This is a genomic window from Algoriphagus aquimarinus, from assembly GCF_007997215.1.
GTDB classification, from domain to species: Bacteria; Bacteroidota; Bacteroidia; order Cytophagales; family Cyclobacteriaceae; genus Algoriphagus; species Algoriphagus aquimarinus_A.
The window spans coordinates 68,178-89,688 of the sequence record NZ_VORW01000009.1; the positions used below are offsets into that span (position 1 = coordinate 68,178).

General features: G+C 41.0%; 17 protein-coding genes and 4 tRNA genes. 3 read left to right on the plus strand and 18 right to left on the minus strand.

What is annotated here, in order from left to right:
- Nucleotides 1–4: 4 nt before the first annotated feature.
- The 18 genes from fusA to ESV85_RS13895 all read right to left on the minus strand — a co-directional run bounded on the left by fusA (nucleotide 5) and on the right by ESV85_RS13895 (nucleotide 19,467).
- Nucleotides 5–2,128: an elongation factor G gene (gene fusA, locus ESV85_RS13810; RefSeq protein WP_146918532.1), complete on the minus strand. Its 2,124-nt coding sequence runs from the start codon at nucleotides 2,126–2,128 to the stop codon at nucleotides 5–7.
- A 5-nt stretch (nucleotides 2,129–2,133) separates the two neighbouring features.
- Complete coding sequence (rpsG, locus tag ESV85_RS13815; RefSeq protein ID WP_146918534.1) at nucleotides 2,134–2,601, minus strand: 30S ribosomal protein S7; 468 nt, start codon at nucleotides 2,599–2,601, stop codon at nucleotides 2,134–2,136.
- An 18-nt stretch (nucleotides 2,602–2,619) separates the two neighbouring features.
- Nucleotides 2,620–3,027 (minus strand): 30S ribosomal protein S12, encoded by a 408-nt coding sequence (rpsL, locus tag ESV85_RS13820; RefSeq protein WP_092894640.1) that lies wholly within the window; start codon nucleotides 3,025–3,027, stop codon nucleotides 2,620–2,622.
- Between the two features lie 98 nt (nucleotides 3,028–3,125).
- Nucleotides 3,126–3,449 (minus strand): DUF3467 domain-containing protein, encoded by a 324-nt coding sequence (locus ESV85_RS13825; protein ID WP_146918536.1) that lies wholly within the window; start codon nucleotides 3,447–3,449, stop codon nucleotides 3,126–3,128.
- A 64-nt stretch (nucleotides 3,450–3,513) separates the two neighbouring features.
- Nucleotides 3,514–7,824: a DNA-directed RNA polymerase subunit beta' gene (rpoC, locus tag ESV85_RS13830; RefSeq protein ID WP_146918538.1), complete on the minus strand. Its 4,311-nt coding sequence runs from the start codon at nucleotides 7,822–7,824 to the stop codon at nucleotides 3,514–3,516.
- Between the two features lie 48 nt (nucleotides 7,825–7,872).
- Nucleotides 7,873–11,748 (minus strand): DNA-directed RNA polymerase subunit beta, encoded by a 3,876-nt coding sequence (gene rpoB, locus ESV85_RS13835; RefSeq protein WP_146918539.1) that lies wholly within the window; start codon nucleotides 11,746–11,748, stop codon nucleotides 7,873–7,875.
- A 156-nt stretch (nucleotides 11,749–11,904) separates the two neighbouring features.
- On the minus strand, nucleotides 11,905–12,285 hold the full coding sequence (gene rplL, locus ESV85_RS13840) for a 50S ribosomal protein L7/L12 (protein ID WP_092894643.1): 381 nt from the start codon (nucleotides 12,283–12,285) through the stop codon (nucleotides 11,905–11,907).
- Between the two features lie 43 nt (nucleotides 12,286–12,328).
- A complete protein-coding gene (gene rplJ / locus ESV85_RS13845) occupies nucleotides 12,329–12,871 on the minus strand; it encodes a 50S ribosomal protein L10 (RefSeq protein WP_146918541.1) in 543 nt (180 codons plus the stop codon).
- A 2-nt stretch (nucleotides 12,872–12,873) separates the two neighbouring features.
- Nucleotides 12,874–13,572 (minus strand): 50S ribosomal protein L1, encoded by a 699-nt coding sequence (gene rplA, locus ESV85_RS13850; RefSeq protein ID WP_092894645.1) that lies wholly within the window; start codon nucleotides 13,570–13,572, stop codon nucleotides 12,874–12,876.
- A 10-nt stretch (nucleotides 13,573–13,582) separates the two neighbouring features.
- Nucleotides 13,583–14,026: a 50S ribosomal protein L11 gene (gene rplK, locus ESV85_RS13855; protein WP_146918543.1), complete on the minus strand. Its 444-nt coding sequence runs from the start codon at nucleotides 14,024–14,026 to the stop codon at nucleotides 13,583–13,585.
- Between the two features lie 3 nt (nucleotides 14,027–14,029).
- Nucleotides 14,030–14,587, minus strand: a complete 558-nt coding sequence (gene nusG / locus ESV85_RS13860) for a transcription termination/antitermination protein NusG (protein WP_092894647.1) — start codon at nucleotides 14,585–14,587, stop codon at nucleotides 14,030–14,032.
- An 18-nt stretch (nucleotides 14,588–14,605) separates the two neighbouring features.
- Nucleotides 14,606–14,794 (minus strand): preprotein translocase subunit SecE, encoded by a 189-nt coding sequence (gene secE / locus ESV85_RS13865; protein ID WP_086543367.1) that lies wholly within the window; start codon nucleotides 14,792–14,794, stop codon nucleotides 14,606–14,608.
- A 16-nt stretch (nucleotides 14,795–14,810) separates the two neighbouring features.
- Nucleotides 14,811–14,884, minus strand: a tRNA-Trp gene (locus ESV85_RS13870).
- A 118-nt stretch (nucleotides 14,885–15,002) separates the two neighbouring features.
- On the minus strand, nucleotides 15,003–16,190 hold the full coding sequence (gene tuf, locus ESV85_RS13875; RefSeq protein WP_146918545.1) for an elongation factor Tu: 1,188 nt from the start codon (nucleotides 16,188–16,190) through the stop codon (nucleotides 15,003–15,005).
- A gap of 63 nt (nucleotides 16,191–16,253) precedes the next feature.
- Nucleotides 16,254–16,325 (minus strand) — tRNA-Thr (locus tag ESV85_RS13880).
- 42 nt (nucleotides 16,326–16,367) lie between these two features.
- Nucleotides 16,368–16,440, minus strand: a tRNA-Gly gene (locus ESV85_RS13885).
- Nucleotides 16,441–16,604: 164 nt separating this feature from the next.
- Nucleotides 16,605–16,687: transfer RNA gene (locus ESV85_RS13890), tRNA-Tyr, on the minus strand.
- 149 nt (nucleotides 16,688–16,836) lie between these two features.
- Nucleotides 16,837–19,467: a M1 family metallopeptidase gene (locus tag ESV85_RS13895; RefSeq protein ID WP_146918547.1), complete on the minus strand. Its 2,631-nt coding sequence runs from the start codon at nucleotides 19,465–19,467 to the stop codon at nucleotides 16,837–16,839.
- Nucleotides 19,468–19,533: 66 nt separating this feature from the next.
- Here ESV85_RS13895 and ESV85_RS13900 point away from each other — a divergent pair, with 66 nt between their 5' ends.
- The 3 genes from ESV85_RS13900 (at nucleotide 19,534) to frr (ending at nucleotide 21,493) form a co-directional block, all read left to right on the plus strand.
- Nucleotides 19,534–20,028 (plus strand): acetyl-CoA carboxylase biotin carboxyl carrier protein subunit, encoded by a 495-nt coding sequence (locus tag ESV85_RS13900; RefSeq protein WP_146918549.1) that lies wholly within the window; start codon nucleotides 19,534–19,536, stop codon nucleotides 20,026–20,028.
- Between the two features lie 185 nt (nucleotides 20,029–20,213).
- Nucleotides 20,214–20,927 (plus strand): UMP kinase, encoded by a 714-nt coding sequence (gene pyrH / locus ESV85_RS13905; RefSeq protein WP_146918551.1) that lies wholly within the window; start codon nucleotides 20,214–20,216, stop codon nucleotides 20,925–20,927.
- Nucleotides 20,928–20,932: 5 nt separating this feature from the next.
- Nucleotides 20,933–21,493 carry a ribosome recycling factor gene (frr, locus tag ESV85_RS13910; protein WP_146918552.1) on the plus strand — a complete coding sequence of 187 codons (561 nt, stop codon included), beginning with the start codon at nucleotides 20,933–20,935 and terminating at the stop codon, nucleotides 21,491–21,493.
- The last annotated feature ends 18 nt before the right edge of the window (nucleotides 21,494–21,511 follow it).

Here is a 21,511-nt window from a genome sequence, read left to right on the forward strand (position 1 = left end):
TTTTTTAGTCCTTCTGACCTTTTACTGTAGCAATTACACCTTCGGCAATGTTGTTAGGCACTGGCTCGTAGTGAGAGAATGTCAATGAAGCTGTTGCTCTACCAGAGGTAATCGTTCTAAGGTCAGTAATGTAACCAAACAACTCAGACAATGGTACTGCAGCTCTAACTACGCTAGATGTTCCTTTCGTGTCCATCCCTCTCATCAAACCTCTTCTTCTGTTCAAATCACCAGTGATAGGACCAGTGTATTCATCTGGAGCAACCACGTCAACAGACATGATTGGTTCAAGTAACATTGGCTTACATCTCTTAGCTGCATCTCTGAAACCAATTCTAGCTGCCAATTCAAAAGAAAGAGCATCTGAATCGACGTCGTGAAAGGAACCATGGAACAATCTTACCTTCATTGACTCGATAGGATAACCTGCCAAAGGACCATTCTTCATGGATTCAGCGAAACCTTTCTGGATAGAAGGGATGAATTCTTTTGGAATCACACCACCTACGATACCATTTACGAAGTCAAGTCCTGGCTTGATTTCACCAGTTTCAGGATCAGGATCCTTAGGGCCAAGTTCGAATGAGATATCCGCAAATTTACCTTTACCACCGGTTTGCTTCTTGTAAACCTCTTTGTGTTCGATAGAACCAAATAAAGCTTCTTTGTAAGCAACCTGAGGAGCACCTTGGTTGATTTCAACCTTGAACTCTCTCTTCATTCTATCAATGATGATGTCTAGGTGAAGCTCACCCATACCTCTCAAGATAGTCTGACCAGTTTCGTGATCTGTATTAACTACAAGTGTAGGATCTTCTTCTACAAGTTTGGCGATTGCCATACCAAGTTTATCAACGTCAGCTTGAGTTTTAGGCTCAATAGCGTAACCAATAACTGGCTCAGGGAATACCATTGATTCCAATACTACCTTACGGCTTTCGTCGCAAAGTGTATCACCAGTTTTGATGTCTTTAAAGCCTACCACTGCACCAATATCACCTGCTCTTAGCGCATCGATTTGGTTTTGCTTGTTGGCATGCATTTGGAAAACTCTAGAGATACGCTCTTTATTTCCAGAACGGCTATTGAATATATAAGAACCAGAATTCAAAATTCCAGAATAGGCTCTTACAAAACAAAGACGACCTACAAATGGGTCAGTAGCGATTTTGAAAGCAAGCCCTACAAAAGGTTCGGTTTCATCAGGAGAGATTCTTACATCTACTTCCTCATCGTCTATATCATGAGCAATGATATCATCCTTATCCATTGGAGAAGGAAGCAATTCCATTACTAGATCAAGCATAGTCTGAACTCCTTTGTTCTTGAATGAGGATCCACATACCATCGGTACAATCTTCATGTCAATAGTAGCTTTTCTCAAAGCGGAAAGGATCTCATCTGCTGTAATGGATTCAGAATCCTCGAAGAATTTCTCCATCAATGATTCATCATAATCCGCTACTGCCTCTAATAGATGCTCTCTGTATTCCGCCACTTCCTCTAGCATATCCTCTGGAATAGGAATCTCTTCGAAAGTCATTCCGAAATCATCCTCATTCCATACGATAGCTCTATTGTTGATCAAATCAACTACACCGCGGAATTTATCTTCTGCACCGATAGGAAGTTGCAAAGGAACAGCGTAGCTGCCTAGCATTTCTTTCACCTGCTTACATACTTCCAGGAAGTTTGCACCAGCACGGTCCATTTTGTTTACGAAGCCAATACGAGCAACTTTATAGTTATCCGCAAGTCTCCAGTTCGTCTCAGACTGAGGCTCAACCCCATCTACAGCACTGAACAAAAACACCAATCCATCGAGAACACGAAGTGATCTGTTTACCTCAACGGTAAAATCAACGTGACCGGGAGTATCGATGATGTTGATCTGGTATTTTTTCTCTCTGTAATCCCAAAAAACGGTAGTTGCAGCAGAAGTAATCGTAATCCCTCTCTCCTGCTCCTGAGCCATCCAGTCCATGGTAGCTGCACCGTCATGTACCTCACCAATTTTGTGAGATACGCCTGAGTAAAAAAGTATTCGCTCTGTCGTCGTAGTCTTACCGGCATCAATGTGCGCGGCGATACCAATATTTCTAGTAAGTGTTAAATCTCTTTTAGCCATATTGATTAAAATCTAAAGTGTGAGAATGCTTTGTTGGCTTCAGCCATTCTGTGCGTATCATCTTTCTTCTTCACTCCGGCACCTTCGCCTTTGGAAGCAGCGATAATTTCGCCAGCAAGTCTGTCCATCATTGTCTTCTCACCTCTTCTTCTGGCGTAGCTGATCATCCATTTAATTCCTAAGGCAATCTTTCTGTCAGGTCTGACTTCCATTGGAACCTGGAATGTAGCACCACCAACTCTACGACTCTTCACCTCTACGGATGGAGAAATATTGTTTAGCGCTTTTTTCCAAACTTCAAGACCATTCTCACCTACTTTGGATTCTACCTTTTCTACTGCGTCGTAGAAAATTCTGTAAGCAATACTCTTCTTCCCATCGACCATTAGATTGTTCACAAACCTAGTTACTAGGGTGTCATTGAACTTTGGATCAGGAAGAATATATCTCTTCTTTGGTTTCGCTTTTCTCATTTTTTCTAAATGTTTTTATTATTTTTTCTTTGCCGGAGCTGCAGCACCTTTGCCTGCCTTCGGTCTTTTAGCACCATACTTAGAGCGACCTTGCTTACGGTCTTTAACTCCTGCGGTATCTAGTGCACCACGGATGATGTGATATCTCACACCTGGTAGATCTTTCACACGACCACCTCTGATCAAGACGATCGAGTGCTCTTGTAGATTGTGACCTTCTCCAGGAATGTAAGCATTCACTTCTTTTCCGTTTGTCAATCTCACCCTCGCCACTTTTCTCATTGCAGAGTTTGGCTTCTTAGGGGTTGTAGTGTATACTCTGGTACAAACTCCTCTTCGCTGTGGACATGCGTCCAGAGCTCTTGATTTAGATTTGGTCTCCAGTGTAGTTCTACCTTTTCGTACTAACTGTTGAATAGTAGGCATTAACTGATAAAATTTAGTTTTCCCGTAAACTGTTAAATTTTGGACTGCAAAGGTAATGAAAGTAATAAGAGTAACAAAGCTAAGCAGTTATATTTTCTCTAGGCTTCTCCTGGGGTTCCGAAACTAATCGGAAACTGAGGTGCTCCGCCTGATTGATTGATTTTTCCGAATGCTGCTTCGTACTTCTCAATATTATCTTTCAAAGCTGAAAGCAAGCGCTTCGCATGATCTGGAGTCACGATAATCCGTGACTTTACTTTAGCTTTTGGCACTCCTGGCATCAAGCGAATAAAATCAATTACAAACTCAGAATTAGAATGTGCGATCATCGCCAAATTGGAATAAACACCTTCTGCCACTTCCTCCGAGAGCTCTACATTGATCTGCTGATCTCCTTTTTTTTGTCCGTTTTCGTCTTGCATGATTGTTATAGATTAAAAAAAGGCCTGTTGCGAAACAGGCCTCTTAAATTAATTTACTAGCATATTACAGGATCGCTTCGCTAGATCTTTTAGCGCTACGTTCCATATTTTCAGAAAGTTTGTCATACTCATCCTGAGATCCAACGATCATCGGTTGCAATCTTCTCTGACCAGTACCGGCAGGAATCAAGTGACCCACAATCACGTTTTCTTTCAGACCTTTCAATTCATCTCGCTTACCTCTAATGGCTGCTTCTGAAAGCACCTTAGTAGTCTCTTGGAAGGACGCTGCAGAAATAAATGACTCAGTACCCAAAGATGCTGCAGTAATACCTTGTAGCGTAGGCTTAGAGACCGCAGTCTCAGCATCACGTACTTGTACCAACTTAAGATCTTTACGCTTCAAGCTTGAATTCTCATCTCTCAGCCTTCTTGCTGAAAGAATCATTCCTGGCTTTAAAGTAGAAGAATCACCTGCATCCATGACCACCTTACGATCAAGAATATTATCATTCTCTGCTCTGAAAGCCCACTTATCCACTACTTGGTTTTGAAGGAATCCAGTATCACCAGCATCAAGGATTTCAACTTTCTGCATCATTTGGCTTACAATTACTTCGATGTGCTTATCATTGATTTTTACACCCTGCAGTCTGTACACTTCTTGGATTTCATTCACCAAGTACTCTTGAACTGCCGTTGGGCCTTTGATCGCTAGGATATCATTAGGAGTGATAGCTCCATCAGAAAGTGGTTCGCCAGCTCTGATAAAGTCATTCTCCTGAACTAGGATATGCTTAGACAAGGATACCATGTATTTCTTGATCACACCATCTTTAGATTCGATGATGATCTCTCTGTTACCTCTCTTGATACCACCGTATGTTACGACACCATCGATCTCAGAAACTACAGCCGGATTGGATGGGTTTCTTGCTTCAAATAGTTCAGTAACTCTTGGAAGACCACCAGTAATATCTCTTGTCTTACCTACCGATCTTGGGATTTTCACCAAAATCTGACCAGATCTTACTTTATCACCTGCTTCAATTGCTAAGTGAGCTCCTACTGGAATATTATATCCTTTAGACTCATCACCATAGTTTACAATAATTGCAGGGTTCCTAGTTCTATCTTTTGTATCGATAATTACTTTCTCACGGAAACCAGTCTGATCATCGGACACTTCCTTGTAAGTAACGCCTTCTACAATTGCTTCAAATTCAATTTTACCGTCGAATTCAGAAAGAATTACTGCGTTATATGGATCCCACTTACATAGAGTCTGACCCTTTGTAACTTTCTCTCCATCCTTCACATTTATAATCGAACCATAAGGAGCATGGTTTGACACAAAGGTCTTTCCAGTCTTAGGATCATTGATCTTGATTTCACCAGATCTACCCATTACTACAGTGATATGCTCACCATCCTTATTAGTAGTCTCGATCAATCTCAATTCGTCATCAAATTCTACAACACCGTCGAACTTAGCGATCACACTGGCTTCTACAGCCATGTTTGATGCTGTACCACCTACGTGGAACGTTCTTAGTGTAAGCTGAGTGCCTGGCTCACCGATCGACTGAGCAGCGATAACGCCAACAGATTCACCTTCCTGTACCATGTGGCCAGTTGTAAGGTTTCTACCGTAACATTTACCACAAACACCTCTACGGGTCTCACAAGTCAATACAGATCTGATCTCAACTTCTTCAATTCCAGACTCATCGATCAACTTAGCAACCTCATCATTTATCTCAAGACCTGATTCTACGATCAATTCTTCTGTAAGTGGATGGAATATATCATGAACAGATACACGTCCAAGAACTCTTTCAGAAAGAGGTTCAACGATCTCGTCATTGTCTTTCAACGGTTGTACAAGAAGTCCTCTCAAGCTACCACAATCATCCTCAGTAATAATCATATCCTGAGCTACATCCACTAGACGTCTGGTTAGGTAACCAGCATCAGCAGTCTTCAATGCAGTATCGGCAAGACCTTTACGTGCACCGTGTGTAGAGATAAAGTACTCCAATACATCCAGACCTTCTTTGAAGTTAGAAAGGATTGGGTTTTCAATGATTTCACCTACAGAACCTTGAAGGTTTTTCTGTGGCTTAGCCATCAAGCCTCTCATACCACCCAACTGACGAATTTGTTCTCTGGAACCACGAGCTCCTGAGTGCATCATCATGTAGATCGCATTGAATCCTTGCTTATCCTCTTCCATCTGCTTCATAAGATTATTAGTCAAATGAGAGTTGGTTCGAGTCCAGATATCAATTACTTGGTTGTAACGCTCGTTGTCTGTGATCAGACCCATTCTATAGTTATTCCAAACCTCATCTACCTCAACTTTGGCTTTGGCAATCATTGGTTCTTTTTCCTCTGGAATAATTACATCATTAAGTCCCATGGACAAACCGCCTTTGTAGGCCATTTGAAATCCTAGGTTCTTGATGTCATCCAAGAACTGAGCTGTACGTGCCATTCCACAAACTTTAACCACCTTAGCGATAATCTGCTGAAGTTTTTTCTTGGTCAAAAGCTCATTTACATAACCAACTTCTTTTGGCACAAACTGGTTGAAAATCAAACGACCGGCTACAGTCTCAATGATCTCATCCTTATATCCGCCATCTTCAGTTCTTAGCTGTACTTTACACTTGATATTCGCATGCTTGGAGATTTGCTCTTCATTCATTGCGATGATCACTTCTTCTACACTATAGAAAGTCATTCCTTCACCAGCAACGATCTCTTCTGGAGTAGATCTCTTGCCTTTGGTCACATAGTACAAACCCAACACCATATCCTGAGAAGGAACAGTAATTGGAGCACCATTAGCCGGGTTAAGAATGTTGTGAGAAGAAAGCATCAAAGTAGAAGCTTCCAAAATCGCTTCATGACCAAGAGGTACGTGAACTGCCATCTGATCACCGTCAAAATCGGCGTTGAATGCAGTACATACCAATGGGTGAAGCTGGATAGCTTTTCCTTCTATCAGTTTTGGTTGGAAAGCTTGGATACCTAGTCTGTGAAGCGTAGGAGCACGGTTAAGGAGCACTGGGTGTCCTTTTAGTACATTTTCCAAAATATCCCAAACCACTGGATCCTTACGATCCACAATTTTCTTAGCAGACTTAACAGTCTTTACAATACCTCTTTCAATCAGTTTTCTGATGATAAAAGGCTTGAAAAGCTCAGCAGCCATATTTTTAGGAAGACCACACTCGTGAAGCTTCAACTCAGGACCTACCACGATCACAGAACGACCGGAGTAATCCACACGCTTACCGAGCAAGTTTTGACGGAATCGACCTTGCTTACCTTTCAACATATCGGAAAGGGATTTCAAAGCACGGTTTCCATCAGATCTTACCGCATTTACTTTTCTAGAGTTATCGAATAGAGAATCGACAGCTTCCTGAAGCATTCTCTTTTCATTTCTCAAAATCACCTCTGGAGCTTTGATATCTATCAATCTCTTCAGACGGTTGTTTCTGATGATTACTCTTCTATAAAGGTCATTCAAATCGGAAGTAGCAAAACGACCACCATCCAAAGGAACTAATGGACGCAATTCCGGTGGAATCACTGGAACCATACGAACTACCATCCACTCTGGGCGGTTTTCGATTCTGGTTCTAGCATCACGGAATGCTTCTACTACTTTCAGTCTTTTCAGCGCTTCTGCTTTTCTCTGCTGAGACGTATCAGTAGCAGCCTGGTGACGAAGTGCGTAAGAAAGGTCATCCAAATCAATTCTTGCCAATAACATTTCCAAAGCTTCAGCACCCATTTTGGCGATAAATTTGTTTGGATCTGCATCATCAAGCATGTGGTTTTCCTTAGGAAGCTTGTCCATGATATCCAGGTATTCATCTTCAGTCAAGAAATCCAAATACTGAACTCCCTCTTCTGCTTTGATACCTGCCTGAACTACCGCATATCGCTCGTAATAGACTATCTGATCAAGCTTCTTAGTTGGAAGACCAAGAAGATAACCGATTTTATTAGGAAGAGATTTGAAATACCAAATGTGAGCAACTGGTACAACCAGTTCGATGTGCCCCATTCTCTCTCTTCTTACTTTCTTCTCTGTAACCTCTACACCGCAGCGATCACAGATAATACCTTTATACCTGATGCGCTTGTACTTGCCACAATGACATTCCCAGTCTTTGACCGGACCAAAGATTCTCTCACAGAACAAACCACCCATTTCAGGCTTATAAGTTCTATAGTTGATCGTCTCTGGCTGGGTCACCTCACCGTTTGAGCTATCCAGAATAGATTCTGGGGAAGCCAAACTAATGGTGACTCTGGAAAAATCATTGTTAAGTTTTTTATTTTTTCTGAACGCCATAGTTTTTTGAAAGATATGTAAAGGGCTCTTGCGAGCCCATTCGCTTTATTAATCTAGGGTAATTTCAAGAGCCAAACCTCTCAATTCATGAACCAATACATTGAATGATTCAGGAATATTAGGCTTAGGAAGGTTTTCACCCTTCACAATTGCTTCATAAGCTTTTGCTCTACCGATTACGTCATCAGACTTCACTGTCAGGATTTCCTGAAGTACGTGTGATGCACCGAATGCTTCCAGTGCCCAAACTTCCATCTCTCCGAAACGCTGTCCACCAAACTGGGCTTTACCACCCAATGGCTGCTGCGTAATCAATGAGTATGGTCCGATTGAACGGGCGTGCATCTTATCATCTACCAAGTGACCAAGTTTCAGCATGTATGCAATACCTACTGTAATTGGCTGATCGAATTTCACACCTGAAAGACCATCGTATAGGTAAGTACGACCGTAAGCTGGTAAGCCTGCTAATTCCAATTCGTGAGCTACTTCTTCCATAGAAGCGCCATCAAAAATTGGTGTAGCGTATTTCTTATCCAGTACCTGTCCGGCCCAAGCCAATACGGTTTCGAAGATCTGACCTATGTTCATACGAGAAGGTACACCTAGTGGATTCAATACGATATCCATTGGAGTTCCATCCTCAAGGAATGGCATATCCTCGTCTCTTACGATTCTTGCTACGATACCTTTGTTACCGTGACGACCTGCCATCTTATCACCTACTTTAAGCTTACGCTTCTTAGCAATGTATACTTTAGCAAGTTGAACGATACCAGCAGGAAGTTCATCCCCTACTTCTAGAGTAAATCTCTCTCTCTTGAAAGTACCAGCGATCTCATTTCTAGAGTTAATAAAGTTTTTAACCAAGTGAACAATTAGCCCATTGATATGTGCATCATTTGTCCAGTCGTCAAGAACGATATCAGATATAAGGTTAGCTTCTTCAGGCACATTGTAGTTACTCTCATCTCTGTAAGGATTCTTAGCAGGGAAAAGGTTGTTTTCAATGTTCTTCAAGTTGAACTTCTGACCTTTAGTGATGATCTCATCACCAAATTTATGTTTAACACCCTGAGAAGTTTTGCCTTCTAGGATAGTAACCATCTTATTAATCATTCGAGCTCTTAGTCCCAAAAGATCTTTAGAGTATCTACCCTTCAGTTTTTCAACATCAGCTTTAGATTTTGCTCTAATATCCTTGTCCTTCTTAGGTCTAGCGAAAAGCTTAGTCTCAATTACAACACCATTCAAGGAAGGTGAAGCTTTCAAGGAAGCATCTTTCACGTCACCAGCTTTATCACCGAAGATTGCTCTAAGCAATTTCTCTTCTGGAGTAGGATCAGTTTCTCCTTTTGGAGTGATCTTACCGATGATGATATCGCCTTCTTTTACTTCAGCTCCAATCGCGATGATACCATGCTCATCAAGATTTTTAACTGCTTCTTCAGAGACGTTAGGGATTTCAGAAGTCAATTCTTCTTCACCTCTCTTCGTATCACGAACTTCCAATTGGAATTCCTCTACGTGAATAGAGGTAAAGACGTCTTCTCTTACCACTCGCTCAGAGATTACGATAGCATCCTCAAAGTTGTATCCTTGCCAAGGCATGTATGCCACTTTAAGGTTTTTACCTAGAGCTAGCTCACCGTTATTAGTAGAATAACCTTCTACTAGAACCTGGCCTTTCTTCACCTTTTGGCCTTTCAGCACCAAAGGAGTAAGGTTGATTGTAGTGTCTTGGTTAGTTCTTCTGAACTTGATAAGATTGTAAGATTTGTATTCGTCAGTGAAATTAACCAAAAGCTCATCATCAGTCAGATCGTACTTGATGGTGATTTTCTTAGCATCCACATAATCTACTACACCATTTGCTTCCGCAATGATTAGAGATCTAGAATCTACAGCAGCTTTTGCTTCAAGACCAGTACCTACAATAGGTGCTTCGGCTTTCAACAAAGGAACTGCTTGACGTTGCATGTTGGATCCCATCAATGCACGGTTTGCATCATCATGCTCCAAGAAAGGAATCAAAGATGCTGCAACTGATACAATTTGGTTAGGAGCAACGTCCATATAAGTGATTTCAGAAGGCTCCAATACAGGGAAGTCGCCTTCAAATCTCGCTTTTACTTTTTCATTGATAAACTTGCCATTTTCATCCAATGGCGCATTTGCCTGTGCAATGTTATGGTCATCTTCTTCTTCAGCTGTAAGGAATAACACATCCTCTGCTTTCATACTTGCTTTACCGTCCTTCACCTTACGGTAAGGAGTTTCAAGGAAGCCCATTGAATTCACTTTGGCGTGAACACAAAGAGAAGAAATCAAACCAATGTTTGGACCTTCTGGAGTTTCGATAGTACATAGACGACCGTAGTGCGTATAGTGAACATCTCGAACCTCAAATCCTGCTCTTTCTCTTGATAGACCACCTGGACCCAAAGCTGAAAGTCGTCTCTTGTGAGTCAACTCTGCCAATGGATTGGTTTGATCCATAAACTGAGAAAGCTGGTTTGTTCCGAAGAAGGAATTGATCACAGAAGAAAGAGTACGTGCATTGATCAAATCGACTGGTTTAAAGTCTTCATTGTCACGAACGTTCATTCTCTCACGGATAGTTCTGGACATTCTAGCCAAACCTACACCAAACTGGCTGTAAAGCTGCTCGCCTACAGTTCTTACTCGTCTATTGCTCAAGTGATCAATATCATCGACAACAGCCTTAGAGTTTATAAGTCCAATCAGGTACTTAACGATATTGATAATATCTTCCTTAGTAAGGACGATTTTAGCAGAATCGATGTCTAGACCTAGTTTCTTGTTAATTCTATAACGACCAACTTCTCCTAGATCATAACGCTTGTCAGAAAAGAATAAACTATGAATAACCTCACGAGCTGTTGACTCATCAGGCGCTTCAGTGTTTCTCAACTGACGGTAGATAACTTCTACTGCCTCTTTCTCAGAGTTAGAGTTATCTTTTTGTAATGTATTATAAATGATAGAGTAATCAGCCACGTTCACATCTTCTCTATGGAGGATGATGCTTTTCGAGCCTGAATCCAAGATCATATCAATGTCTTCATCAGTAAGAATGGTATCACGCTCAAGCAATACCTCATTTCGGTCGATAGAAACTACTTCACCAGTATCTTCATCTACGAAATCTTCTACCCAAGTTCTTAGAACCCTAGCAGCTAACTTACGTCCAGCTACCTTCTTCATTGCTGTCTTAGTAGCATTGACTTCTTCAGATAGACCGAATAGATCGAGAATATCTTTATCAGAGCCATAGCCAATAGATCTTAGCAAAGTCGTTACAGGGAACTTCTTTTTACGATCGATATAAGCATACATGACATTATTAATATCTGTAGCAAATTCAATCCATGATCCTTTGAAAGGGATAATTCTGGCAGAGTAAAGCTTCGTACCATTTGTATGCTTGCTTTGAGCAAAGAACACACCTGGAGAACGGTGAAGTTGGGAAACAATAACTCGTTCTGCACCATTAATTACAAATGACCCTTTCTCGGTCATATACGGAAGATTACCTAAGAATACTTCTTGCTCAATCGTTTCGAAATCTTCATTATCCTCGTCATGACAAAGTAATCTCAACTTTGCTTTCAACGGTACAGAGTAGGTCAAGCCACGGTCAATGCATTCGCTCACAGAATATTTCGGTGGATCTACTGCATAATCAATAAATTCAAGAGTAAAATTCTCTCTAGAATCACTGATTGGGAAGTTTTCTGCGAATACTTTAAATAAACCGTCTGCCCGGCGCTTTTCTGCTGGTGTATCCAGTTGGAAAAAGTCTTTGAAAGACTGCAACTGAATATCGAGAAAATCCGGATAGCTTTTGACCACCTTAATGGAGGAGAAACTTTTCCTTTCGGTTTGATTCTTGATAGCCAAGGTAGTGTATGTTTATGGTGAAATGTTGATATCGGAATAACCCTATTTCCGATTAGAATAATGCAATTTTAAACCTGTGCATAAACAGGAAAAGACCTGACTAAAATAGTCAGGTCTTAGGTGTGAACCCCAACCTAATAGTTGCGGTTCAGCAAATTATTTGATCTCTACTTCAGCACCAGCTTCTTCCAAAGACTTCTTCAAGCCTTCAGCTTCGTCCTTAGCTACACCTTCTTTCAATGCTTTAGGAGCAGAGTCAACTAGTTCTTTAGCCTCTTTAAGACCAAGACCTGTCAATTCTTTTACAAGTTTAACAACTGCCAGTTTTGATCCACCAGCTGCTTTCAAGATCACGTCAAAAGTCGTTTTCTCTTCTTCAGCTGCAGCTTCACCAGCACCAGCACCACCTGCTACAACTACTGCGCCTGCAGCAGCTGGCTCGATGCCATACTGATCCTTAAGGATATCTGTCAATTCTTTAACCTCTTTTACAGTCAAGTTTACCAACTGATCTGCAAGTTGCGTAAGATCTGCCATTGTATTTGAAATTTAATATTTGTTTGAATTATTTTTTTTTGAACTATTTTTCTTCTCTATCAGCAAGCGTCTTAAGCACACCAGAAATATTGTTCTGGCCACTTTGCAATGCTGAGATAAGATTCATCGCTGGAGACTGTAGCAAGCCGATTAGATCGCCTAACAACTCCTCCTTTGACTTCAACTTCGACAACATCTCTAAGTTCTCTTCACCGATGAAAATATCTGCATCGATAGAAGCGCCTTTAAATGCTGGCTTGGTTGCTTTTTTACCTATTTTTTTTCTGAAGTCCAGCAATACGTTTGCCGGAAGGTTACTCGTCTCTTTTGAGAAAATTATTCCAGAGAATCCTTTCAATGCATTATCTGCTAACTCGCTAAAGTCTGCATCTAAATTTTCCAGTGCCTTGCTGATCAAGGTGTTTTTGTACACTTTGTACTCTACACCTCTCTCGTAACAAGCTCTTCTGAATGCATTCACTTGTGCTACAGAGAAACCTGAAGCATCGGTGATATAGAAGAAAGGGTTTTCTTTAAATTTCTCAGTAAGACCGTCGATTATTACTTTCTTTTCGTCTCTAGTCATGATTAAATTCCTTGAATGCTACCCTTGTCCACTGCAATCCCAGGAGACATTGTACTGGATAAATGAATACTCTTGAAATACGTTCCCTTAGATGATGAAGGTTTCAGCCTAGAAATGGTAAGGATAAGTTCTTTAACATTCTCTTCAATCTGCACTGCAGTGAAGGATGCTTTACCAATACCCGCGTGAATAATTCCAAATTTATCTACTTTGAAATCAATTTTACCCGCTTTTACTTCTCTAACTGCCTTAGCTACATCCAGAGTAACAGTTCCTGATTTAGGATTTGGCATAAGACCTCTTGGTCCTAATACTCTACCCAATCTACCTACTTTCGCCATTACGTTAGGCATCGTGATGATGACATCAATGTCAGTCCATCCGCCTTCAATTTTAGCTATGTATTCGTCCAAACCTGCGTAATCTGCACCTGCTTCGGTTGCTTCTGCTACTTTGTCAGGAGTACAAAGCACCAATACTTTGATGTCTTTGCCTGTACCATGAGGAAGCGCAACAACGCCTCTTACCATTTGATCAGCTTTCCGAGGATCAACACCCAAACGGATGTCTAGATCTACAGAAGCATCAAACTTCGCCATAGTAATATCCTTCACGATAGTAGAAGCTGCCTCCAGGGAGTACACTTGGCTTGGGTCGTATTTAGAAAGAGCTTCTTTTTGCTTTTTTGTTAACTTAGCCATTGTTTTTTATTTATACTTCCCAAGGGGCTTTACCAGATACTGTGATTCCCATGCTTCTTGCTGTACCAGCCACCATTTTCATAGCAGACTCAACTTTGAAAGCATTAAGGTCAGGCATTTTTACCGCCGCTATTTCTCTCACCTGATCCCAGGTTACTGATCCTACCTTCTTACGGTTTGGTTCAGCAGATCCACTTTTAACTTTCGCAGCCTCAAGCAACAAGTTTGCTGCAGGAGGAGTTTTAACAACGAAGTCAAAAGTCTTGTCTGAGTAGATCGTAATCAATACAGGAAGCACTTGACCCATTTTCTCCTGAGTACGCGCATTGTATTGCTTACAAAACTCCATTATGTTCAGACCCTTGGAACCAAGAGCTGGACCTACTGGAGGCGACGGGTTTGCCTGGCCACCTTTCACCTGTAGTTTTATATAACCAGTGATTTCCTTAGCCATTGCTTAGTCTTGTTTTTCTACTTGTATAAAGTTTAATTCGACAGGAGTATTTCGGCCAAAGATCTTAACCATAACATTAAGTTTTTTCTTCTCCTCAAATATCTCCTCTATTGTTCCGGTAAACCCACTGAAAGGACCGTCCATTACTTTGACAGTCTCTCCGACTATAAATGGTGTATCCAGTTTCTCTGCGAACTCGTCAATCTCCTCAACCTTACCTAAAATACGATTGATTTCTGACTGACGAAGTGGCTCAGGAGTTTTGGAAGCTCCTCCTGAACTTGATCCCAAGAAACCGATTACCCCCGGAATACTCGTAATTACGTGATTGGCCTCCCCATTTGAGAGATCAGCATTAACTAAAACATAGCCCGGAAAGAAGTTTCTCTCACGAACTCGCTTTTTGCCATTTCTCATCTCATATACCTTCTCTGATGGTATAAGGACTTCCGGAATAAAATCTCCAATATCCTGTCTGGTAATTTCATTATCCAAATAGGTTTTAGTTTTTTTCTCCTGTCCCGCTACTACTCTGAGTACGTACCATTTATGTTCAGCCATTCTGTAATGTCAATTCAATTAGAATAAATCATAAAACCATTTCATGATGTTTTCGAATCCCAGATCCACTACTCCTATAAATAGGGCAAAGATCAGAGAGGCGACTAACACCAATACTGCACTATTTTGAAGAAATGAAAATTTAGGCCATGTGACCTTATTTACCATTTCATCATAAGATTCTAGAACAAAGTTTTTCAGATTCATAGTGTACTTAACTTACTGGCACGGGCAGAGAGATTCGAACTCCCATCAACGGTTTTGGAGACCGCTATTCTGCCGTTGAACTATGCCCGTGTAAATGAACGCCCCGCTAATGGGAACGCAAAATTAGGTATTGATTACTAAAGAAACAAATGCGATCCCAAAATAATTTGAGATCGCATTGTATAAATAGTCAATCAGTGATTGATGATTAGTCAAGAATTTCAGTAACCTGACCAGCTCCTACTGTTCTACCACCCTCACGGATCGCAAAACGAAGACCTTTCTCAAGAGCAACTGCGCTTAGCAAAGTTACTTCGATAGTCACGTTATCACCTGGCATTACCATCTCAACATTTTCAGGAAGCATGATCTCACCAGTTACATCTGTAGTTCTAAGATAGAACTGTGGACGGTACTTGTTAAAGAATGGAGTGTGACGTCCACCTTCTTCTTTTGAAAGAACATATACTTCAGCATGGAAGTGAGAGTGAGGCTTCACAGATCCTGGCTTACAGATAATCATACCACGTTTGATTTGTGATTTTTCAATACCTCTAAGCAATAAACCTACGTTGTCACCTGCTTCACCTCTGTCAAGGATCTTACGGAACATCTCAACACCAGTAACTGTAGACTTAAGGCCTTCAGCACCCATACCGATAATATCAACACCTTCACCAGAGTTAATAACTCCTCTTTCAATTCTACCAGTAGCTACAGTACCACGACCAGTGATCGAGAATACGTCCTCTACAGGCATCAAGAAATCTTTGTCAATTGCTCTTTCTGGAAGAGGGATATAAGAATCGACAGCGTTCATCAATTCCATTACAGTTTCAACCCACTTTTCTTCACCGTTCAATGCACCAAGTGCAGAACCTGCGATTACAGGGATATTATCACCGTCGAAATCATAGAAAGAAAGTAGCTCTCTGATCTCCATCTCCACAAGCTCAAGAAGCTCAGGATCATCAACCATATCTACTTTATTCATGAATACTACTAGTTGAGGTACACCTACCTGGCGAGCCAAAAGGATGTGCTCTCTAGTTTGAGGCATTGGTCCATCAGTAGCTGCTACCACTAGGATAGCACCGTCCATCTGGGCAGCACCCGTTACCATGTTCTTAACGTAATCAGCGTGACCTGGACAATCTACGTGAGCGTAATGTCTTTTTTCAGTCTGATATTCTACGTGAGAGGTGTTAATGGTGATACCTCTTTCTTTTTCTTCTGGCGCGTTATCGATAGAAGAAAAGTCTCTTAATTCAGATAGACCCTTACTAGCCAGAACGGTAGTGATGGCAGCAGTCAAAGTGGTCTTTCCATGATCTACGTGACCAATCGTACCGATATTAACGTGCGGCTTGGAACGGTCGAATTGTGCTTTTGCCATGCGTGAAAATCCTCAGTTTAAGTTTAAAGATATATTTAATTTTTTTTCTAATAAATCGAAATGAGCCAACGAGGGGATTTGAACCCCTGACCCCTTCCTTACCAAGGAAGTACTCTACCCCTGAGCTACGTCGGCTTAGACTCTTATGTTCCCCTAAGAAACCTTAGAGGAACAAAGAGCGGGAGACGAGGCTCGAACCCGCGACCTGCAGCTTGGAAGGCTGCCGCTCTACCAACTGAGCTACTCCCGCTTGTAATCTTTCGAGATGAAATCCATCTCATGCCTGCTCTACTTTTAAATATTTCACCTTTCAGTTTAATACCTCGGAGAGCTACTTCCACTTAAAATCCAGTTTAACCTAGATTTTTTCGCCCTGCAAAATTAGATAAAAAATTTTGCATTCTGGCAATGGTGTGGGGGAAATAGGATTCGAACCTATGAAGACTTAAGTCAACGGATTTACAGTCCGTCCCAGTTGGCCGCTTTGGTATTCCCCCAACTAGTGCTACTTTTCAAACCTTTTTCTCTGGCCTTTCTATCGTAACGGATGGCAAAATTATAGGCTTTTATTAAAGATTCAAAACATGCCTTTCATATTTCATGATATTTTGCTGTTTTAATTTCCAAACAATTATAAATCAATGCATTAATTTTCATCTTTTAATGCCTCCAAAAAATATTGGTAGTAGATTATCAGCTCAGAGTCCGTTTCTTGAGCCGCGGCTTCGCTAATTCTCCTCATTACCTCTGGCTTTTCCGTGAAGCTCAACAATCCCTGAAAAGCTCCTAATCGAACATAATTTCTTGAATCATGCTCCATCTTTTCCAATAGAAAAGTAACAGCATCCATTTCCCCCTCCTCTGGAGAGCGACTAAAATACTCGCTGAAATACCCCAAGAAAAAATATAAACCTTCACCAGAAATCGAATTTGCCTTCTCAATAAACCAATTTCCCTTGCCCGATACGGAATTCGTAATGTAATAATCCGCTACAGGAATCACCATCCGGAAATTACTTTCAGTCGCGAACCCCTCTATTAAACTAGAATCGACCTCATGCTCACTGACAGTCACCAAACCCGTCAGGGCGGATCCTGCCACCAAATAGGAAGAATCATTTACTAGCTTCAAAAATGAGCTAAAATGTTTATCAGGCCCATAAGTTGACAATACATCTATTGCTCCAGCTCTTACAGAATTCTTAGAATCATTGACTGCCATAGCCACAACTTTTCTTTCTAGCTCTGGCGTATCTGCTAACCATTCCGGATGACTTTGAAGAATGGACAAGGCAGATTCCCTAATTGACCAAAACTGATCTTCTAATGCTGCCGGAAGGATGGATTCTAATTCGGTTGTTGCTTCCCATGCCATCAAACTATCCAATGCCTCATACCGAGCTATTCCGAATATTGAAGACCTGAACTGCTCTCGCATTTGATCTGGACTCATTTCAATTGACTTCTCCGCTAAAAGATTTTTCTGCTCATCAATCAACACCAGCTCCACTGGACTCTCATTTTCCAACGCAAATTGCTGAGAAGCCTTAGTGACCATGAATTGCTTACTCTTTCTCACGGCACCCTCATACCAGCTCACATCCAGAGGGAATTGATAAAGTGGCGTAGTGCTCAAATCCTGTCTCTGTGAAACGGTAATAAGGACATTTGAAGGATCTGAATAATCCACTTCAAAATAAATATCCGGATGACCTTTGTCCAGAAACCATTGATTGAAAAACCAATTCAAATCCTCTCCACTGACTTTTTCAAAGGCTATACGGAGATCATTTACCTCCACATTTTCAAATGCATGCTCCTCTAGATAAGTATGTAGTCCTGCATAAAAAGCGTCCGAACCCAAGTACACCCTAAGCATATGTAGAATGGCGCCCCCTTTGGAATAACTGTGCGAATCAAACAAGTCTTCAGCATTTTCATATTCAAAACGCACCAGATCAACCTGCTTAGTTTTTGCTTCCGCAAAGTAATTCTCAGTCTCTGCTATCAACTTCAGTTTAGCTTCATCTGCCCCATATTTGTACTCGCTCCACAAGAACTCACTGTAATTGGCAAACCCTTCATTCAAGGTAATATTTGCCCAAGATTCTGTGGTCACATAGTCACCAAACCACTGGTGAAAAAGCTCATGTGCAATGATGTAATCCCATTCAGAATCAATAGCTTCTCGCTCTGTCAACCTCAATTCCTCCATGAAAATGGAAGCGGTAGTATTCTCCATCGCTCCAGACACAAAATCCCGAACGACGATTTGATCATATTTTGGCCATGGATACTTCACTCCAAGTAAATCGGAGAAGAATCCAATCATTTCAGGAGTATTCTTAAACACTTTCTCAGCACCTTTTTCATAGCCTTTCTCTACAAAATAGCCCAACGGAACATCTTCCCATTGCGCAGTGACTTTTGCAAAATCCCCAATAGCGAAAGCTGCCAAATAAGGTGAATGTGGAAGTTTCATTTCCCAGTAATCCTTTCTCAGCCCATCCCCTAAGCTCTCCTGTCGAATCAATTCCCCATTCCCAATACTGATCAACGAATCAACCACCGTGAGTTTGATCAACTGTGTAAATTTCTCATTTGGGCTGTCTATCGTAGGGAACCACTTAGAATTATGGGCCGTCTCCCCTTGCGTCCAGATCATCGTTGGCTTATCTGGCACTGTATCCATTGGATCTATAAAATAAAGTCCTTTCGTATCGGTGATTGCCGCACTTCCCTCTCCTGCATTTCGTTCTGGAAAGGCAGTATAATCGAATGTTACCTGGAAAGTGTCTTTTCTTGTCAACTCTCTAGGTAATTGAATTCTAATTTTTTGGTCATCGTATTGATAACTCAAGGATTCAAGATCACCCTTTTGCGAGAAAAAAATTTTACCCAACTCAAAATCCTGAGCATCTAGGATTAATTCTTTTTGGGGGTAGAAAAAGGGCTTTATGGTAAGTACGGCTTTGCCTAAAACTGACTGGTTCATATAATCAAAAGCCAAATCCAAATCAGTATGTAAGATGTCAAAATCCTTTTTTGCTGATGGCTGATAGTTTTCTATAGCAAGTTCCTCTGCGGCAACTAGTGCTTTAATCATCGCACTATCACCTTTGATTGTATGAGTCTCAGTTGCAAGAATATTATCCTCAGCATCCTCCACAGCTACTTGATTAGTCTTACAAGCCATCAAAATTACTACAAAAAAAAGAGCTGGTAGTTTCGACACAATCCATCGAAAGCTAAGATCATTTAGGGTCAATTGATTCATATTTAAAGCGTAAGAATGGGTTCCTGTTTTAGGGGAAATTGTATATTCGGCTTCAAATTAACATGAATGTTTACAGTTACCATCCAAAATAAGAGCTATTCGGTAGAAAAAGCCGATGACACCACCCTAGTAAATGGGAAAACGATCAATTGGGATCTTCAGTGGATTTCTGATCGTAAAATTCATCTGATTTATGAAAACAAGTCACTTGAAGCTGAATTGATTACCATAGATAAAGAATCAAAAACCATTCAAATCAGACTTGGCGATAAAGTCTCAAACCTACAACTCAAAGATAGATTTGACATCCTCTTAGAGCAAATGGGGATGAACAACACTGCCTCAAATGCCTTGAAGGAAATTAAAGCGCCGATGCCAGGATTGATATTAGACCTGAAAGTACAGCCCGGAGATGAAGTGGTCAAAGGTGACGTGGTATTGATCTTAGAGGCGATGAAAATGGAGAATATTATCAAAGCCCCAGGCGATGGCATAGTAAAAGCCGTGAAAGTTTCTCTCAATCAAAGCGTGGAAAAAAATCAAGTCTTGATTCAATTTTAACCTTTATGCCTAGCATAATGAAATGAACAAATTATATTTGTCGGATTATTTTGTGCAAATCGGGCTACGCTCGGTCCTTTTTCAGTCAATTTGCTAAAGATTTTTAGCTCCAATCTGAGAATAATTCGCCTCAAATAATCGCAACAATAGCGATAAAAAAACCTCTGAAATACAATACCAAACACATGAAATACAAGAGAATACTGCTCAAACTCAGTGGAGAAGCGCTAATGGGTGAGAAGAATTATGGCATTGACCCAGCAAGATTGCAGCAATACACAGAAGAGATCAAGAAGGTACATGACATGGGTGTGGAAATTGCAATCGTAATTGGCGGTGGCAATATTTTCAGAGGGGTACAAGCTGAATCATCTGGAATCGACAGAGTTCAGGGTGACTACATGGGCATGTTGGCTACCTTGATCAATGCTATGGCGCTTCAAAGTGCACTGGAGCAAGGTGGAATGTACACTCGTCTAATGTCTGGTATCAAAATCGAAAGTGTTTGCGAACCATTTATCCGCAGAAGAGCTATTCGTCACTTGGAAAAAGGTCGTATTGTGATTTTCGGTGCTGGGATAGGCAACCCCTATTTCACGACCGATTCTACGGCAAGTTTGAGAGCTATTGAAGTAGAAGCAGATATTGTATTGAAAGGAACAAGAGTGGATGGAGTCTATACCGCTGACCCGGAAAAAGACCCTACAGCCACAAAATATAAAACCATTTCGTTTCACGAAGTGTATGAAAAGAACCTAAACGTCATGGATATGACAGCCTTTACTCTTTGTCAGGAAAACAACCTACCAATCATTGTATTTGACATGAACTTGTCAGGAAACCTAAGCAAATTGGTGCAAGGCGAAGAAATAGGTACTTTGATCACTTCTTTAAGCTAAAAAACATGGAAGAAATCGAATTATACTTAGACGAAGCAAAAGAATTAATGCAGAAAGCAGTAGATCATACGGCTGCTGAGCTTTTGAAAATCCGTGCTGGCAAAGCAATGCCAAATCTTCTGGACGGAATTATGGTTCAGTATTATGGAGCTAATACTCCCTTGAGCCAAGTGTCATCTGTCAATACACCTGATGCTCGAACACTTTCTATTAAGCCTTTTGAGCGCACGATGATTTCCGAGATTGAAAAGGCCATCATCAATTCAGACCTTGGACTAGCTCCTCAAAACAATGGGGAAGTGATCATTCTGACCATTCCGGCACTTACTGAAGAAAGACGTATTAACTTGGTCAAACAAGCTAAGCATGAATGTGACGGAGGAAAAATATCCCTGAGAACAGTACGCAAGGATATCAATGACGAACTGAAAAAGCTTCAAAAAGACGGTGCTGCAGAAGACGAAATCAAAAGAGCTGAGGACGTTGTTCAAAAGCTAACCGATCAATATTCGGTTAAAATAGATGAACTGCTAGCGAAAAAAGAAATAGACATTATGAAAGTCTAATCATTAAAAAACCCGGTT

Bases quoted from the DNA above. Each gene is read 5' to 3' on its own strand.
- fusA (WP_146918532.1), bottom strand. From the start codon at position 2,128: ATGGCTAAAAGAGATTTAACACTTACTAGAAATATTGGTATCGCCGCG.
- rpsG (WP_146918534.1), bottom strand. From the start codon at position 2,601: ATGAGAAAAGCGAAACCAAAGAAGAGATATATTCTTCCTGATCCAAAG.
- rpsL (WP_092894640.1), bottom strand. From the start codon at position 3,027: ATGCCTACTATTCAACAGTTAGTACGAAAAGGTAGAACTACACTGGAG.
- ESV85_RS13825 (WP_146918536.1), bottom strand. From the start codon at position 3,449: ATGCAAGACGAAAACGGACAAAAAAAAGGAGATCAGCAGATCAATGTA.
- rpoC (WP_146918538.1), bottom strand. From the start codon at position 7,824: ATGGCGTTCAGAAAAAATAAAAAACTTAACAATGATTTTTCCAGAGTC.
- rplL (WP_092894643.1), bottom strand. From the start codon at position 12,285: ATGGCAGATCTTACGCAACTTGCAGATCAGTTGGTAAACTTGACTGTA.
- rplJ (WP_146918541.1), bottom strand. From the start codon at position 12,871: ATGACTAGAGACGAAAAGAAAGTAATAATCGACGGTCTTACTGAGAAA.
- rplA (WP_092894645.1), bottom strand. From the start codon at position 13,572: ATGGCTAAGTTAACAAAAAAGCAAAAAGAAGCTCTTTCTAAATACGAC.
- rplK (WP_146918543.1), bottom strand. From the start codon at position 14,026: ATGGCTAAGGAAATCACTGGTTATATAAAACTACAGGTGAAAGGTGGC.
- nusG (WP_092894647.1), bottom strand. From the start codon at position 14,587: ATGGCTGAACATAAATGGTACGTACTCAGAGTAGTAGCGGGACAGGAG.
- secE (WP_086543367.1), bottom strand. From the start codon at position 14,794: ATGAATCTGAAAAACTTTGTTCTAGAATCTTATGATGAAATGGTAAAT.
- tuf (WP_146918545.1), bottom strand. From the start codon at position 16,190: ATGGCAAAAGCACAATTCGACCGTTCCAAGCCGCACGTTAATATCGGT.
- ESV85_RS13895 (WP_146918547.1), bottom strand. From the start codon at position 19,467: ATGAATCAATTGACCCTAAATGATCTTAGCTTTCGATGGATTGTGTCG.
- ESV85_RS13900 (WP_146918549.1), top strand. From the start codon at position 19,534: ATGTTTACAGTTACCATCCAAAATAAGAGCTATTCGGTAGAAAAAGCC.
- pyrH (WP_146918551.1), top strand. From the start codon at position 20,214: ATGAAATACAAGAGAATACTGCTCAAACTCAGTGGAGAAGCGCTAATG.
- frr (WP_146918552.1), top strand. From the start codon at position 20,933: ATGGAAGAAATCGAATTATACTTAGACGAAGCAAAAGAATTAATGCAG.